General features: G+C 41.1%; 13 protein-coding genes. 6 read left to right on the top strand and 7 right to left on the bottom strand.

Annotated elements, in window-relative coordinates; genetic code table 11:
* Positions 1 to 40 precede the first annotated feature (40 nt).
* Both istA and istB read left to right on the top strand, forming a co-directional pair.
* Positions 41 to 1573, top strand: coding sequence for an IS21 family transposase (gene istA, locus AB6E30_RS04400; protein WP_017101221.1), 1533 nt, complete (start codon positions 41 to 43; stop codon positions 1571 to 1573).
* Positions 1574 to 1584: 11 nt separating this feature from the next.
* Positions 1585 to 2325, top strand: a complete 741-nt coding sequence (istB, locus tag AB6E30_RS04405; RefSeq protein WP_011988345.1) for an IS21-like element ISVch3 family helper ATPase IstB — start codon at positions 1585 to 1587, stop codon at positions 2323 to 2325.
* 686 nt (positions 2326 to 3011) lie between these two features.
* Here the strand turns inward: istB and AB6E30_RS04410 are convergent.
* From AB6E30_RS04410 to AB6E30_RS04435, 6 genes are all read right to left on the bottom strand, one after another.
* Positions 3012 to 3752 carry a LysM peptidoglycan-binding domain-containing protein gene (locus tag AB6E30_RS04410; protein WP_065584792.1) on the bottom strand — a complete coding sequence of 247 codons (741 nt, stop codon included), beginning with the start codon at positions 3750 to 3752 and terminating at the stop codon, positions 3012 to 3014.
* A complete protein-coding gene (locus AB6E30_RS04415) occupies positions 3749 to 4876 on the bottom strand; it encodes a hypothetical protein (RefSeq protein WP_102321325.1) in 1128 nt (375 codons plus the stop codon). Before AB6E30_RS04415 ends, AB6E30_RS04410 begins: the two co-directional genes overlap by 4 nt.
* Positions 4833 to 5537, bottom strand: a complete 705-nt coding sequence (locus AB6E30_RS04420; protein WP_229648578.1) for a hypothetical protein — start codon at positions 5535 to 5537, stop codon at positions 4833 to 4835. The genes AB6E30_RS04415 and AB6E30_RS04420 overlap by 44 nt, the downstream gene beginning before the upstream one ends.
* Before the next feature lie 13 nt (positions 5538 to 5550).
* Entirely contained in the window at positions 5551 to 8352 is a 2802-nt protein-coding gene (locus AB6E30_RS04425; protein ID WP_372102740.1) for a CS1-pili formation C-terminal domain-containing protein, read from the bottom strand.
* Positions 8352 to 8879, bottom strand: coding sequence for a hypothetical protein (locus AB6E30_RS04430; protein ID WP_240800848.1), 528 nt, complete (start codon positions 8877 to 8879; stop codon positions 8352 to 8354). The genes AB6E30_RS04425 and AB6E30_RS04430 overlap by 1 nt, the downstream gene beginning before the upstream one ends.
* A gap of 66 nt (positions 8880 to 8945) precedes the next feature.
* Entirely contained in the window at positions 8946 to 9476 is a 531-nt protein-coding gene (locus AB6E30_RS04435; RefSeq protein ID WP_372102742.1) for a hypothetical protein, read from the bottom strand.
* A 467-nt stretch (positions 9477 to 9943) separates the two neighbouring features.
* Here AB6E30_RS04435 and AB6E30_RS04440 point away from each other — a divergent pair, with 467 nt between their 5' ends.
* The 3 genes from AB6E30_RS04440 to pyrC all read left to right on the top strand — a co-directional run bounded on the left by AB6E30_RS04440 (position 9944) and on the right by pyrC (position 13574).
* Positions 9944 to 11908 (top strand): adhesion domain-containing protein, encoded by a 1965-nt coding sequence (locus AB6E30_RS04440; RefSeq protein WP_372102744.1) that lies wholly within the window; start codon positions 9944 to 9946, stop codon positions 11906 to 11908.
* Between the two features lie 286 nt (positions 11909 to 12194).
* Positions 12195 to 12353: a YqaE/Pmp3 family membrane protein gene (locus tag AB6E30_RS04445; protein WP_017059962.1), complete on the top strand. Its 159-nt coding sequence runs from the start codon at positions 12195 to 12197 to the stop codon at positions 12351 to 12353.
* A gap of 192 nt (positions 12354 to 12545) precedes the next feature.
* Positions 12546 to 13574, top strand: coding sequence for a dihydroorotase (gene pyrC / locus AB6E30_RS04450; RefSeq protein WP_017059963.1), 1029 nt, complete (start codon positions 12546 to 12548; stop codon positions 13572 to 13574).
* A 117-nt stretch (positions 13575 to 13691) separates the two neighbouring features.
* Here pyrC and AB6E30_RS04455 read toward each other — a convergent pair whose 3' ends face one another.
* Positions 13692 to 14597, bottom strand: coding sequence for a DUF808 domain-containing protein (locus AB6E30_RS04455; RefSeq protein WP_136981768.1), 906 nt, complete (start codon positions 14595 to 14597; stop codon positions 13692 to 13694).
* Between the two features lie 175 nt (positions 14598 to 14772).
* Between AB6E30_RS04455 and AB6E30_RS04460 the strand changes: the two genes are divergently transcribed.
* Positions 14773 to 15699, top strand: coding sequence for a M14 family metallocarboxypeptidase (locus AB6E30_RS04460; RefSeq protein ID WP_017064294.1), 927 nt, complete (start codon positions 14773 to 14775; stop codon positions 15697 to 15699).
* Positions 15700 to 15852: the final 153 nt, after the last annotated feature.

The following is a 15852-nucleotide window of genomic DNA, read 5'->3' on the forward strand; positions in this document are numbered from 1 at the left end:
CTATTCTTTACTTCTTAAACAAGAACGTAAGGAAGCGACAATGGCCAAAAAGAGAACTCCAATGAACAAAATCAAAGAGGTATTACGCCTTAAGTACGACTGCGGTCTCTCCAATCGTGGTATCGCTTCTTGCCTGAAACTCGGCCCGTCCACCATATCGGAACTCCTTACTCGCTTTAAACAAAGCCAACTTGGCTGGCCTCTACCCGAAAGTTGCAGCGATGCTGATCTCACGCAAGCGCTGTATCACGGCAAGAAAGCCAGTCGCGATAAAGTCATGCCAGACTTCACTCAATACGCAGTCGAACTCAGACGTAAAGGCATGACAAAGATGTTGTTGTGGCAGGAATACCATGAGCAATATCAAGAACAAGCTTACGCTTACACTCAGTTCTGCGAGCACTTCACTCGTTGGTTCAAAACTCAAAAGCGCAGCATGCGCCAGCTCCATGTGGCAGGTGACAAGCTGTTTATCGATTACTGTGGGCCTCGGCTTCAAGTGGTCAACCCTGATACAGGTGAAGTGCGCGAAGCAGAAGTGTTCGTGGCGACCTTAGGTGCGTCCAATTACACCTATGTTGAAGCCTTCCCGAGTCAAGGTAAGTCTTACTGGTTAGAGGCGCATGCCAATGCGTTCGAGCACTTCGGTGGTGTACCACAGCTCTTGGTTCCCGATAATCTACGTAGCGCGGTCACCAAAGCCAATCGTTATGAGCCGAGACTTAACGACAGTTATCAAAAACTGGCGAATCACTATCAAACCGCAGTGATGCCAGCTCGCCCTTACAAACCGAAAGACAAAGCCAAGGCAGAGAATGCCGTGCTCCTAGTGGAACGCTGGATCATGATGCGACTACGACATCAAACCTTCCATACCTTCAAAGAGCTGAACCTTGCCATCCGTGAGCTTATGAATGACTTAAACGAACGTGAGATGAAACAGTATGGTGCGAGCCGCAAAGCGCTGTTCGACAAACTCGATAAGCCAGCGTTAAAGCCGCTACCTAAGCAGCGATACCTTTATACCGAAACCAAGCGAGCCAAGGTTGGGCCTGATTATCACATAGAATATCGCCGCCACTACTACTCGGTGCCACATCAACTTGTTGGTCACCATGTCGAACTGGAAGCCTCCAACCGTCTGGTGCAGATCTACCATCAAGGTAACTTGGTAGCCCAGCATCCACGCAGCCAAAGAGAGCGCGGAAACAGCACCCAACCAGAGCACATGCCGAGTAATCATCAACATCAGAAGTGGTCGCCTGGACGCCTGCTCAACTGGGGAGCCAATATCGGCCCAGCCACACGAGAAGTCATCAATAAGATGCTCTACTCCAAGCCTCATCCAGAGCAGTCGTATCGCTCCTGCCTTGGGCTGCTCAATCTGAGTAAAGCGCATGGCGAGTCGCGCTTAGAGCAAGCCTGTAAAGATGCGCTGATGCTGACAAAACCGAACTACACCTTCATCAACAATCTGCTGAAGAACAATCGTGAAGGACAACTGAGCAAAGACAACACGAGCACGCCGAACCTTGTTCATAGCAATGTCCGTGGCCCGAACTGTTATCACTAGGAGAAATACAAATGAACGCACTGAACGACCAACTCAAAACCCTCCGCTTGAGCCATGCAGTGAAAGCGTTAGAGCAGCAACAAGAACAACTGAGCACCTACGCAGAGCTGGACTTCGAGGAAAGGCTAAGCCTACTTCTGGAAAGTGAAATCTTGAATCGCAATCAGACAAAAATCCAACGCTTAAAACGGCAAGCCAAACTGAGAGTGGATGCTCAGCCGAGCCAACTCATCTACAAGGAGGGACGAAATCTCAATCGTAAACAGATGAGCGAACTTCTAACGGGCAGTTATCTACATAAGCACCAGAATATCTTGATCACAGGCCCAACAGGTGCTGGCAAAACGTATCTTGGCTGCGCACTGGCAACCAGTGCCTGCGACCAACAACACACGGTCAGATACTACCGATTAACTCGCCTGCTTGATGACCTGACCGCAGGTCGTCTGGACGGTAGCTATCAAAAGCAACTTCAATCGTTGGCTAAGAAAGCTCTACTAATCCTCGACGACTGGGGGATGGAAAAGCTAACCCAAGAGCATGCAGGTCACTTATTAGAAGTGCTTGAAGATCGTTACCAAAACAGCAGCACGATCGTCATCAGTCAGTTACCTGTAAAGGAGTGGTACAACATGATCGGTAACGCCACTGTCGCAGACGCTCTAATGGATCGGCTGGTACACAATAGTCATCGAATAGAACTAGGAGGTGAGTCGATGAGAAAACTGGCGCAATCCGATCACTTAGAGTAAAAATAGGAAGAGAGAAAAACGGCAGGATCAAGTGATCGGAATAAACCGAAACGAGCGATCGCAATCACCGAAATACGCAATAGAAGCAATCGCTGAGGTTGCAAAAAATAAAAACGAACATAAAACGACCTTAATATTGACAAACGACTTCATAAACACCTCAAATGTAATTGGTTACATATGAGAGTTTAGCTTATTCGCAGGAAAAAAGAAGTCTAATGCCTACCAGCCACTCTTGCATCCGTGATGTTAGATTTGTAAACATTAATTTGTTCAGAAAAGTCCATTCATAACGATCATGATATAGCATGGATACGGCCACATCAATTCACCAGACTTATGCATATTATGCACTGGTTAGCGATTTGATGGCAGTTAAACCTTAGGGAGAGACCGAAGAGTAAAACGCTAATACATATCTTGCAAGTCTTCATAGTAGTTTAATGGTTTTACATTAAGAGAATTAAATTTTATCTAACTTCGTAATATTTAATACCTGAACCTAAGATCTGGTATGTAAACCATGATTCTTGGCAACACTTGATTATTCACATCAACGTAAGCTATGTAAGATCATAGATGAATAGTTAGACAGATTTAATCGAGTGCAAAAAAAAAGCATCACCATACCTTATAAGAAATAGGTCTAGTAATACTTTAATATTGATCAGGTTACCGGTAAGAGCTTATTCTAATACTTGGCCAGGAATGATCAAATCAGGATTTTCAATATCATTACTCTCAATGATCTCTTCTAAATCGAAGCCGAACTTTCTACGTAGTTCATATAACCAATCACCTTCTTGTACGACATAAGGTAATGTCGGCTTAACAGCAACTTCGGATATACTGTTAGACATAGTATCGAAGTCACAGTCCGTATCAGTTGGGTCAGATGTGCAATCCGGAGCTTTCGTAATTTCAAGTGACGAAGGGCGAGGTTCAACTTGGTCAGACTCAATCTTACGCTTGCTGTCATTGAAATAATAAGATAATCCAACCACGGCTTCTCGTTGATTTTGCCCAAAATCATCATTCAACGTTTGATTAAGTGCGATACTCGCACCGAAATATTCATTCAAAGCATACTCAGCAAGGTACTCTATTGTTGGATATTTATCTTCAAATCCGACTCCAACCTTTAAATCAATTTCTTCTCCATCATGTATACTATAAAGCAAACCTAAATCAGGTATGTACTCAGAATCATCTAATAATTTATAATGTTTGATACCTAGATTCAATTGAAGTCGGTTATATTGGTAGAGAAAATAAATAGATTGAGAATTCTCAAACATATCTCCATCAAAATTATAGCCATAGTTTGCCCCTACCCCCAAAATATGAGCAGTTGGCTTCTCAGCAACCGCTGCACCGCTGGTTAGTACTAGAAACATAAAAAAAATATTATTAATTAGTCGGTTCACAGGTTCACCTCATAAACAACATTAAACGACCCTTGGTAATTACCTGAACTGAGTGCATTTCCATCGACATCAAAACTAACATCGTATGCTACATCAACTTTGTTACTACCTTCTCCATTCACTGTAATCACTTCTGAATCAGGAAAAGATACGGTATTAAGTACTCCGTCTTGGACAATCACCTTGTCAGGGCTTTCGCAGCCAATGGCACACGTGATTGTGTAGGGTATCTTTTCTAGCGAGTTATCAATATTTGTAAGCTCATAGTCACCTGACGTAGGGCTAAATGTCATAATAACGCCTGTAGGTAAAGTCCCTAACAAGCTAACATCATACCTCGTTGTACCAGAGATCCTTTTTGTTGCAGTATCATACTGGGGTTCAATATTCCCGTCTCCAAGTACCGTTAATGATTCAAGGATCGCAGCTTGATAATCAATCGTGATAATTAACGTCTCCGGCACTCTGGTATAAGTCATCGTACCGGTTTGACTTGTAAAAAAGTAAGTGGGTGAAAGGTTAATTGATGCCGTAAAAGTTCCAGATCCAACAGGGGCTGCGAACACATCATTACTGATATTAGGCAAAGCGAAAGCAGGTCGATAAAACTTAAAAGGCTCTATTCGGCTTGTTGCTGTGTAACCCATTCGCGACACACACAAAGTCGACTCTTGGCCCACTTTCGCACTCGAACCACTTATATTTGTAGCTGCACACTCATTGGCAACTCCCATTCCCACATTTGACCCGTAGTCTTTTGATGTGAAATAACTAGCCGAGCTACCCAAATTATACTCAACGCCTAACAACTCCAGGCTGGTGTTAAAACTTTCGCCTGTAGAATGATTAACAAAGCTAACGTTATTAACGGGTTGGTTATCCATCGTTGCGGGATACCACTCTGCCGTTGGTTGCTCTTGCGCTATCGTCCATGCAGATGGAGATATAGCTTCACTACCGAAATAACTATTTGGCGCCGCATTGTTCCAAACCACAGAGTTGTTTGCTGTAATCGTTCCGTATACATCTGCAGCATGGCTACTATCTAAAGCCGTGAATAATAGCGCTATACTAATTAGGCTATTTCTTTTTAATAGTGATATTTTTGTTATAACTGTAATCATGGTTGGCTACCTTAACGGATAACGAATCGACATTTTGCAGGCCTTCTGCTAATTTTATGGTTTTCTTTCGACCAGATAGTATTGTATTAGTTTGTTTACATTTGTTACTAACAGAATTCGGTTTACAGTTATCAAACTGTATGTAGAAAAATGTGTTACCATTATTTTCCACATAAACTTCTGAACCGTTATATTTAACTTTGTAGTCAACATTAGTATTTTTTGCAGGTACAATATAATAAGGAGCATAACCATAATTAATACCAATTATACTTTCTTTTTTATCTCCATCGATAACGCTAGGCATGAAAGTCACTTGATAAACTTTGTCCTTCTCTAAATCATCACAATTAACCTGACATAAATTCTTTACTGATACACGACGTCTTTCCCCCGGATTTAATATCAGTTTATTGGGTAATAGCGCAAGATCCCATAAAGGTAAATTATCTTTTGTTAGCTCTACCTTTTCTAACTCTCCGTTTTCAACCTTTACTTGGCTAACGTTACCTTTTATATATTCAGGTTCAGTTTTCGAACTAGTCAGAGTAAAAACTCCATTACCATCTTCTCCAGCTATAAGAAGCATTTTATCTATGCTAAATGCATGGCTAAAAGAGGTCGTCATTAATAGTATCGAAGTAAATATTACACGTTGCATAATTTTCTCTATGTTATTTATAAGCATATGGCGTCATCTCCATATGAACTGCATAATTAATGAGTTCATCAACATACAGTTTGTTTGCCGTAGTTAGTTGCTCAGGAGACTTAGCGAATATATACAAATAACCGCCAAGCTTTTTGTTTATAATTTCAACACCTGAGTTGTTCAGTTTGTTCTGATAGTTCAATACAATATTACTATCCTTGTATTGCCCTAAGTAGTAATAATAAACACCATCAACTAGGGCTATCTGATAACCTTCACTATTTTCTTCGAATGATGGCATACAGAAGTTATTACCTAAATTCAAATTATTAACCGATGATAACTCCGGTATTACACATTGGTTTTCCTTAGATATAATTTTGTAAGGTTGTTTATCTTTCACCTTAAATTGATACACACCTTCAACAAGCTTGTCAGTAGAAACACAACCTCCACCGATACATTCAACTCCGTCTATTGGATTTCCATTTATATCACTAAACGTCGATATAAATGATTTCAACTCAGACAACGACGTATCCAAACGGATAACAGTTCCTGGATAACTAGTAGCCGACGTATAAGACTCACCATTGTTGTAAAAATCAGAGGCTTCCGTATCAAGCTTGAATTCATATTCATAGAACTCTTTTAATGGATATACCGTCAAAGCATCTCCACTAACATAAGCATTGCTTTGTTTTCCATTCTGCTCGGAGTTAACTACCGCCAAGAATTTTCCATCCGAAGACAGTTCCCCTGTATCATTATTCGAAATAAAATAAGAAGATGACTTTTCACTCGTAAACTCTATTCCTTGAGAAGTTACGATATTACTTGTACCAATATATGCAGAAACACTTGTATTGCTACTTGAATTGATATAGGTATAAGAGTTTGAGTCAATATATTTATTCTTATAATTTGCAGACAATGATAAATCGGCACTGCTTTGGTCTTCAGTAGAATCTTGATAATAAAGTCCCGCAGAGCTTGATACATTTAGATTGTTTCTGTTAATTAGACTACTTGAGACTGTATCTCTATGCGATAGCGCAACATCACCACTATCATCTATTTGTGCTTGTGTACTATGTGTGTATGTGTTTTCCTGGCCTATTGGAATAATTATTGAGGCCATAACACCATAATTTATATCGCTCGATTCACTTGCTGATAACTCTAAGTTCACCTTTGAGTCAAGTGGTAATGATGATATCTGCACGCCACTTCTTGCAGACCAACTTTCTGATTCATTATTATAACCATTACTAAAATCTTTATATTGGTTTTTTGTTAATATACCCGATATATATGATGATATATTTCTCGTTAAGTACTTGTTGTAATTTACTGATAATGACGTATAGTTCGAGTTACTGAATAAAAGTTGAGACAAACTAATATCTCCAATACTATTATCATTTTCACTATCAAATTTTGTGTAAGATACACTTAAGTTATAAATCCCCACATCAAAATTATAAAAACTAGATCCATCGTCAAATAATCCTGTTACTGCCGATATTCTGGACACTTCCCCTAAAGATAAGTGACCACCAAGATAATTATAATTATCTTCCCCTGTAATAAACGAACCTGCACCCAGTGCAAAAAAATCCGTAACTTGATAGCTCAATTTCCCATTGGTGAACATTGGACTTTCATAATTATCATAAGCAAAGTTGATGGATTTCTGGTCAAAATCGTCCTCTAGTCCCGTATTCGTCAGGTCTCTTGATAAATAACCGGCTGTAATATGATAATCTAGTTCGCCGGTTTTAATCGACGAAGAGCTTGTATTGACTATCAACCTATCTTCTGTGTAAAACTCTTCACTGCCATCAAATATTCGAATTGTCGCAGTATAAGTACCAAATGGTAGCTCGTTATAGTCAAAGTATTCTTGCCCTGCATCCACATTACGACTTAATAGAACACGGCCTCTATCATCATTAATTTCTAGTCGACCAGCTCTTGAAATGTTCAAATATACTCGTCTAGAATTAGAAGATGATTTTTTTACTAGCTCTCTCGTCGATCCAATCGACAACATGTAACCAGAAGTTTTGCTGCCATTTTCTAAAAACTGAGTACTATTCCAAGGGCGTTCTTGGTATTTATACCCGACAGAGAAACGAGTATTACCACCAACATAGTTATACGATGAGTCATCCGAACTGAAACCATTGACATCACTAAAGTTTAGATCATTATGCAAATAGCCATACTTGCCAAAACCTGCATAATTTTCATGTTGATAAGAATAAGACGATGTATAATCAGTGTTGTCGCCATAAGAACCAGATAGATTCAAACCATGTGACATAATGATCGCGTTTTGATCGATCTCTTCTTTTACAAATTTTATTTCTGACTCTTCTATTATCTCAGTTAAGAATTGTGAGTTAACATGAATAATCAATGATTGGCTATCTGGCACATAAACAAAATCATATAAATCAGGTAGTAGACCACATTCACTTCGATAACCTTTACAATCTAGGCTCGATTCAACCCCATTTACCAGTGTTGTTGCCATCGCATCGCTAACATCTTTCTCAATACCAAGTTCATTCGCCAATGCTTGTGCTACAAGTTGTTTTTGTGAAGTGGGAATTCTTACTTCATCACCCGAGATGAAAGCTTCCGAATAGAATAATTTGTTGTTATCAGCCGAGAGAATTAGTGGCATTCTTATCAACTTCTCTTCAAACATATCTTCAAATCCATCTGGAATATTTGCGACGGATTTTGAACTATATATTATGGCCAAGAAAAATATGATAATTAAGTTTAAACCAAACCAAAGTCTAATAAACATTATAGTTGAAGCTCCACATTGAACGTAATACGACCATTGCAATCTAATGGCTCATCACTCGGTATATTTTTATTTGTCACTAATTCAAATTCATTGGTAGAGTTTTCATATTCAGTATTTTTAATATTATTAAATTCAAAGTTTGGTATATCTGAAATATCAGAGTAATGTTTTCTATCGATATAGAGATCGACAAAATCATCATACATAGTCTCACCGCTATCGTTGAAAACACATTTAGAAGTGAACTCTGATATGTTATAACTGTATTCAAACGAATCCCCAGAGCTTGTTGGTATATTCGTTCTAATATAAGAATAAAAACGCCCATTTAGAAAGGTTTCGTTCTCACCATCATACTTCAGTGCAATAAACTCATCAGATAAATCTACATTTATAGAATAGTCATACAAATTCGCTCTATTTATTTGTGTATTTACTGGAAATGAATAGCTTTCATAGCCAAAGCTATTGAAACTAAAAATAACAAGCAATAATAGAAAGAAATAATTTATATAGATATTCATTTTCATCAGCCTCGAAAAACAAGGCACTTAATTAATTAAGTGCCTATCAAATAATGAGATTTTTTCTTATGGCAAAGTTGCAATCATATCAACGTTAACGATAACTTCTGTACCAGCAATATCATCTGGAGTTGAGTGTGCTGTATCGTTAGCAACATACAGTTGAATCGTATCGCCTGCTGAAAGTTGAGTTGAAGCTAAGTATTCAGCTGCAGTAAGTTCCGTCGCTGAAAGGTTATCGCCGACGACAATGTTAGGCTGTACTTCACCCATTAAAGCTGGAAGCACATTTACTTGTGATACCGTCCAGTTAGCTGGAGTTAAAGCCCCAAGCACAGCCCCCGTGTAGTCATGCGCTTCTAAAACAACAGGTTTAGTTGTTTCGAACGTACCGTCAGCGTTCACCTGTAACGTACCAACAAAAGAAGCAGAGTCTTCACTACCGCCCGCACCAGTAACAAGGATGTCACCGTTGGATACAAAACCAGGAACAAAGCCGCTGAATACTGCAGAACCAGTAGCGGTATCGCCAGGTGCAGAAAAAGCTGGAACAGATGTAATTGCAGATAGCAGTGTAATAAGTGTTAGTTTTTTCACTTTTATTTCCTTCGATATATTCATAATATGATTAGTTAGCCCCTTGCTAACTTCGGGTGTATGATATGCAATGAATAAACGTTTTGGTTAGCAAGTAAAGAAAAGTGACCTTCCGATATGCCTAGTGGATATTTGAGCAAGAAAACCATTCACCTAAAAAATAACCTAGGCATTTAATTCCTTAGGTTACTCATTCGCTAATTTAGTAACTGGTATTAGATCCCACCTTCGGTCTTATCTTATAAAAGTAGTTATTCACATGAACAACCCCACTTCAATATAAATACTAGAGACGTATAACAGTTTGAGTTTTAACTTATATCATTGCTAATAGCGCCAGCTGTCAACTAGGCACTCACCAGTGCCAGATACTAGCTCGTGCTAATTTAAAGTGATTTAGCCTTGTTAGAATACGCAAATAAATAATGGGCTGTGCTCTCTTTGCTTAATTCCCATAACATTCACTAATGAGTATTAAATACATGATGAGAATAAGTACATACGCACCTTTTCATAAATTATCCCTGTCAGTAGCGATATCATTGGCGCTGTTTGGGTGTGGTGCATCTAGCGACGAAGCGACTACTAACTCCAAACCCGAATCTCCAACATCAGGAGATACCCTTTACTATGCTCAGGATGTAATTCGTCAAAGCACTCCCACAAATACCTTTTTTGTTGATTTGTCGAATAATATGGAGTCATCTGATGATTCGTCAGTTACATTAACGACAGTTACGTCTTTGAATAATAGCTATGATTGTAATGTTGTATCCCAAAATGCCAATGGCTTCACCATTAGCGCTCAAAGTGCAAAAGTGTGCGACTACCGCTATCGAGTTGGCGCTGCGCTACCTTCTGACATCGCTATGAGCTCCCATAGTAACTATGGAGAGGCGCGTATTAGCGCTACTTCAGCAACATCAGGAGATGGTTTTGCTGAAGCGACAGTTCGTGCGGCTGTCGGTGAGTCAACTGAGCAACTTACACCGATTTCAGGACTAACCTCCTCTTTCACATCTGTACAAATAGATATCGCTAAAGAGCTTGGGAACGCGGGGTACTCTCTAGACACAAGCACATATGCATTAGCAACCACGGTTACATTGCCTAATGGTGATGCGACAAATTCAACTGCTATTGCAAACACATCAACTAATACGATTGATTACACCCCAGGAGATGGCATACCAAGCGGCGTAGAACGCATCCTATATAGCTATAGTGATGGTTCAAGTGTGTTAGCTGGTAGTATTGATATCGCGGTCTCAACAGACACAAACAGTGCACCAACAGCAGAATCTCGTAGGAAAATCAGTTATATAGATCCAGACTCTGGTGACGAGGTAGCTAAAATTCCTTATGGTAAACAATTAAGGTTCAATGTTGCGGATCTTATAAGTGACCCTGACGGTGATACTCTTCATCTCGTTGACATATACAGCTTTGGTGCAACCATCTTAATTCCAAACGATGCCAACAACGATGGTAATCTTTTCAATGATACTGAGTTTGATTTCACTAGTACCCAACCTGGAGAAACATCTGTGTCCTATGTTGTGTCTGATGGAAAAGGGGGCTATGCCACAGGAATTTTGCAAGGTTACGTCGGTAACCCATATGAGCCAATCGTCTCAGGGAATATCTACCTACCACCGTTGATGTACGCAGATGCTAAAGATGCTGAAATCATCGCCACACCTCAAGTTGGTAACGGTACTACCGCTTTAAATGGTATCACCACGGCTTCTCACGATTGGCACACTGCTAATCACTTGTGCCAAGCTAGAGGAGCACGATTGCCAACGGTGACGGAACTTCGAAGCCTATATGATGATGGCAATACTAGTGGCCGTTTGTTTACTAATCACAACTGGCCAATTGACGTTAGCTACTGGGCTAGTAACCAAGGAGCAAGTGGAACTAGCTATCATCATTCCGTAAACATGGCAGATAGAGTTGTTAGTACATATGATGCCAATTCGAGTGTTCGATTTGCTGCTTGCGTCGATGCAACACCTCTAGGGTATCCAGTTAAATTCCTTGGTGATGACATTGGTAATGATTATCTATTTGATACTCGTATCAATGCTCAAGTGACGTTTGGCTGTGGGTTTATTGTAGATTCTATCTCGCAGGTAGGAGGTGCTCATATTGGAGGCACTGGCGGAGCCAAACATACAATAAACGTTGCTGACATAGGTAGAGTTAGAGCTGTCTGGGGACCCACAGAGTTTGGGTCTGGAAACGATATGTCTCGACTCTTTCTATATAATAAATCTGGTGGCTTACTGTTAACCTGTGGTAGCAAATCTTACTCAGGTCACTATAGCGATGAATATACTCTAACCGCAGATGAGCAGTTAACAGGCTTTAGGGCCACAGGAGACAGCTACCTAAATGGATTAGAGCTTTGGGTTGATACCGAATAATCCTAAGACGCTAGCGTTAAACTAGTTATTCGTAACTAGTTTAACGCTAGACTGCACACTATTTATGTTTCAATTTAAACAATTTCAACTCAAACCTCACTATTACATCCAATCTAACTTTAGTCGAACTGGCAGGCATTAAACACTTGATACTAGGCTAGTATCTTGAGATGTTTAGCTTTCTATTTTGGTACATTAAGGCAGCAATGCCGTAACACTCTCGAGACGTTCTATAATATGAACACGTTTACCGCATTGAACTTTCATTGAATAAAAAGGATTTATCATGAACAAACTCGTCATTATCATCTTATGTGTACTGCTTCCGCCTGTTGGCGTGTTCTTCGCTCGCGGCGCCGGGAAAGATTTGGTGATTAATATCATTCTTACTTTCTTCTTCTGGGTTCCAGGAATGATCCATGGTCTGTGGGTAGCCACCCGCTAACCCTTATTAACAAATAGATACCGAATAAAATATCCATAAAAACAAGCTCCTAGCCATGAAGAGTTAAAAATAGGATGAAATGAAAGTACTTTTCCACTATCATCCTGTCGCCTAAACGTAAGCGATTGCTTTCACAGATTTCGCTGAGTTTAGGCTCCAACTACATAACACTTCAAATGGTGGGAGCCTTCAATGACACAACTTACGATTACTCGTCCTGACGACTGGCACGTTCATCTACGCGATGGCGAAGTATTAAAAGATACAGTTCGCGATATCAGCCGTTACAATGGTCGAGCGTTAATCATGCCAAATACGATCCCACCGGTAACCGATACCGAAATGGCTCTTGCTTACCGTGAACGCATCATGGCAGAGCAGCCAAGTGAACAATTCCAGCCTCTAATGGCACTTTACCTGACAGACAACACAACACCTGATGAAATTCGTAAAGCGAAAGAATCTGGCGCTGTTGTAGCAGCGAAGCTATACCCTGCTGGCGCAACAACAAACTCTGATTCAGGTGTAACTTCAGCTCAAAAGATTTACCACGTACTCGAAGCAATGCAAGAAGTGGGTATGTTGCTGCTGGTACACGGTGAAGTAACGGCTCACGATGTTGATATCTTTGACCGTGAAAAAGAGTTCCTAGACACAGTTCTAGCACCGATTGTTAACGACTTCCCTAACCTGAAGATCGTTCTAGAGCACATCACGACGGCAGATGCTGCGACTTTCGTTAAGAACGCTAACGAGAACGTAGCGGCAACCATTACTGCTCACCACTTGCTTTATAACCGCAACCACATGTTGGTTGGCGGCATTAAGCCACATTTCTACTGCCTACCTATCCTTAAGCGCAACACACACCAGTTAGCACTTATTGAAGCAGCAACAAGCGGTAGCAAGAAGTTCTTCTTGGGTACAGACTCTGCACCACACGCTAAAGGTGCAAAAGAGTCAGCGTGTGGTTGTGCAGGTTCTTACACAGCGCACGCTGCGGTTGAACTGTACGCTGAAGTATTCGATTTAGAAGGCAAGATTGAGAACCTAGAAGCATTCGCGAGCCACAATGGCCCAGACTTCTACGGCATGCCACGTAACTCAGATACAATTACGCTCGTTAAAGAAGAGTGGAATGTTGCTGAAACGATGCCTTTCGGTTCAGACATCGTTGTGCCAATCCGTGGCGGCGAGGCGATTGCTTGGTCTGTAAAATAAGCACTTGGGCTGTTAAATAAACACCCTCCATTTAGCGAAAAGGGTCACCATAGTAATTATGGTGACCCTTTTTTGTTTCGATGAAAGACTGTCTTATTCCCAGCAGTAATTTAACGATTACTTACCGCGAATTTTTCCGATAGCAGTCCAAATAGCAACGACAATCAATCCAGATAAAACCCCAATCACACCATTTAATAGCGTTGGTACCACCGCAGTCGCAATCGTATGCCCACTGAAGTCCATAATAATCGGTTCAATTAAGTGATGAATCGCAGGAACGTTGTGCACCACAATACCGCCGCCAACCAAGAACATCGCCGCAGTACCGACCACCGCAAGCGTCTTCATTAACTTGGGCGCAAACGCGACTAGCCCGTTACCCAATCGAGTTTTAATGGCACTCCCATTTGATGTGCGTTGGAGATAGAAACCTAAATCATCCAGCTTAACGATCCCTGCCACTAAGCCATAAACACCAATCGTCATCACAACCGCTATCAAACTCACCACAAGAATCTGAGTCACGATACTTGTACCCGTTACGGTACCCAGCGCAATTACAATGATTTCCGCAGATAAGATAAAGTCAGTCCGAATCGCGCCTGCTACCTTTCTCTTCTCATACTCTTCAACAGATTCACCCGAGCTGCTTTCCTCATCTTTCTCTTCGTGTTGATGAGCATGAGGAAAAAGCTTTTCTAAGATTTTCTCTGCCCCTTCAAAACAAAGAAACAGACCACCAATCACCAGTAGTGGCATGATCAACCAAGGAATGAATGCACTGATCAATAGTGCTGCCGGAACCAAAATCAGCTTGTTTTTAAATGAGCCTTTGGCGACCGCCCATACCACTGGGATTTCTCTTTCAGCAGAAACACCGGATACCTGCTGGGCGTTAAGGGCTAAATCGTCACCTAATACGCCTGCGGTTTTTTTAGCGGCTACCTTAGACATCAATGCGACATCATCCAACACGGTTGCAATGTCATCTAGCAGTGTTAATAAACTTGCTCCAGCCATTTTATTGTCTCTTTTTAAAGGATTGAACCATCGATGAAATGTAACATCATCAATTCACTCATCAAAGTTATGAGTCTGTAAAAAATAAAGTCACAAGTTGTGTTTTCTATTGCTGTCTCTGTTAGACAGGAATAATCTGTCTTAATCTTTCACGAACATAAAAGAAAAAGTATTGATGAAAAGTGAATCTACCTACCCGATTGGTAAGCCAGGGCAAAAATGGCAACAAGCAGAACGTGAAGCATGGTTAGCTCAACGAACGGTTAAGCGTGAATACCAGCAAGAAGTTGTACCAAAGATTAAAGCACTTGCAGACCGCTTTGACATCGAACAATACGGCGCACTGAGCTACGACGAAGCTCGCTTCCCACTCTTCGCTATCAAGAGCAAAAACTGGGACGAGTCAAAGCCGACGATTCTGGTAACAGGTGGTGTTCACGGTTACGAAACCAGTGGCGTGCATGGCGCGATCAAATTCGCTGCGACTCAAGCAGAAAAATACACGGCGCACTTCAACATTGTTGTCGCACCTTGTGTGAGCCCTTGGGGCTACGAAGTGATCAACCGCTGGAATCCAAATGCTGTTGATCCAAACCGCTCTTTCTACGACGGTACGCCAGCAGAAGAATCAGCAAACCTACGAGCTCTAGTAGCGTCTCTGCCAGAAGTATTGGTTCACGTTGACCTGCATGAGACGACTGACTCTGATGAAACTGAATTCCGACCTGCACTCGCAGCTCGTGATGGCATTGAGTACATCGAAGGTATGATCCCAGACGGTTTCTACACTGTTGGCGATACTGAAAACCCACAACCTGAATTCCAAGCTGCTGTCATCGCTTCAGTTGAAAAAGTAACCCACATTGCGCCTGCGGATGACGAAGGCAAGATCATTGGTTCAGACGTCACTCAACACGGCGTGATCAACTACCCAATGAAGAAGCTTGGCTTATGTGGCGGCGTGACTGACTGTAAGTACGGTACAACCACAGAGGTTTACCCAGACAGTGACAAAGTAACAGACGAAGAGTGTAATGATGCTCAAGTTGCTGCTGTTGTTGGTGCTTTGGATTACGTTATTCAGCACGAATTGAACGCATAAGCTCATACCCGCTAATAACTAGAACCGAGCACCTAGAACTAAGAACGAAAAGAGCCACAAGTGATGATTCACTTGTGGCTCTTTTTTATCTGGTCTCTGATTTCTTCCTAGGCATAAAAAACTCTCTTGCACCAAGTACAAGAGAGCTTTGAA

Origin of the sequence: Vibrio sp. 10N.247.311.12 (assembly GCF_041467515.1) — a bacterium.
Lineage (GTDB): Bacteria > Pseudomonadota > Gammaproteobacteria > Enterobacterales > Vibrionaceae > Vibrio > Vibrio crassostreae_C.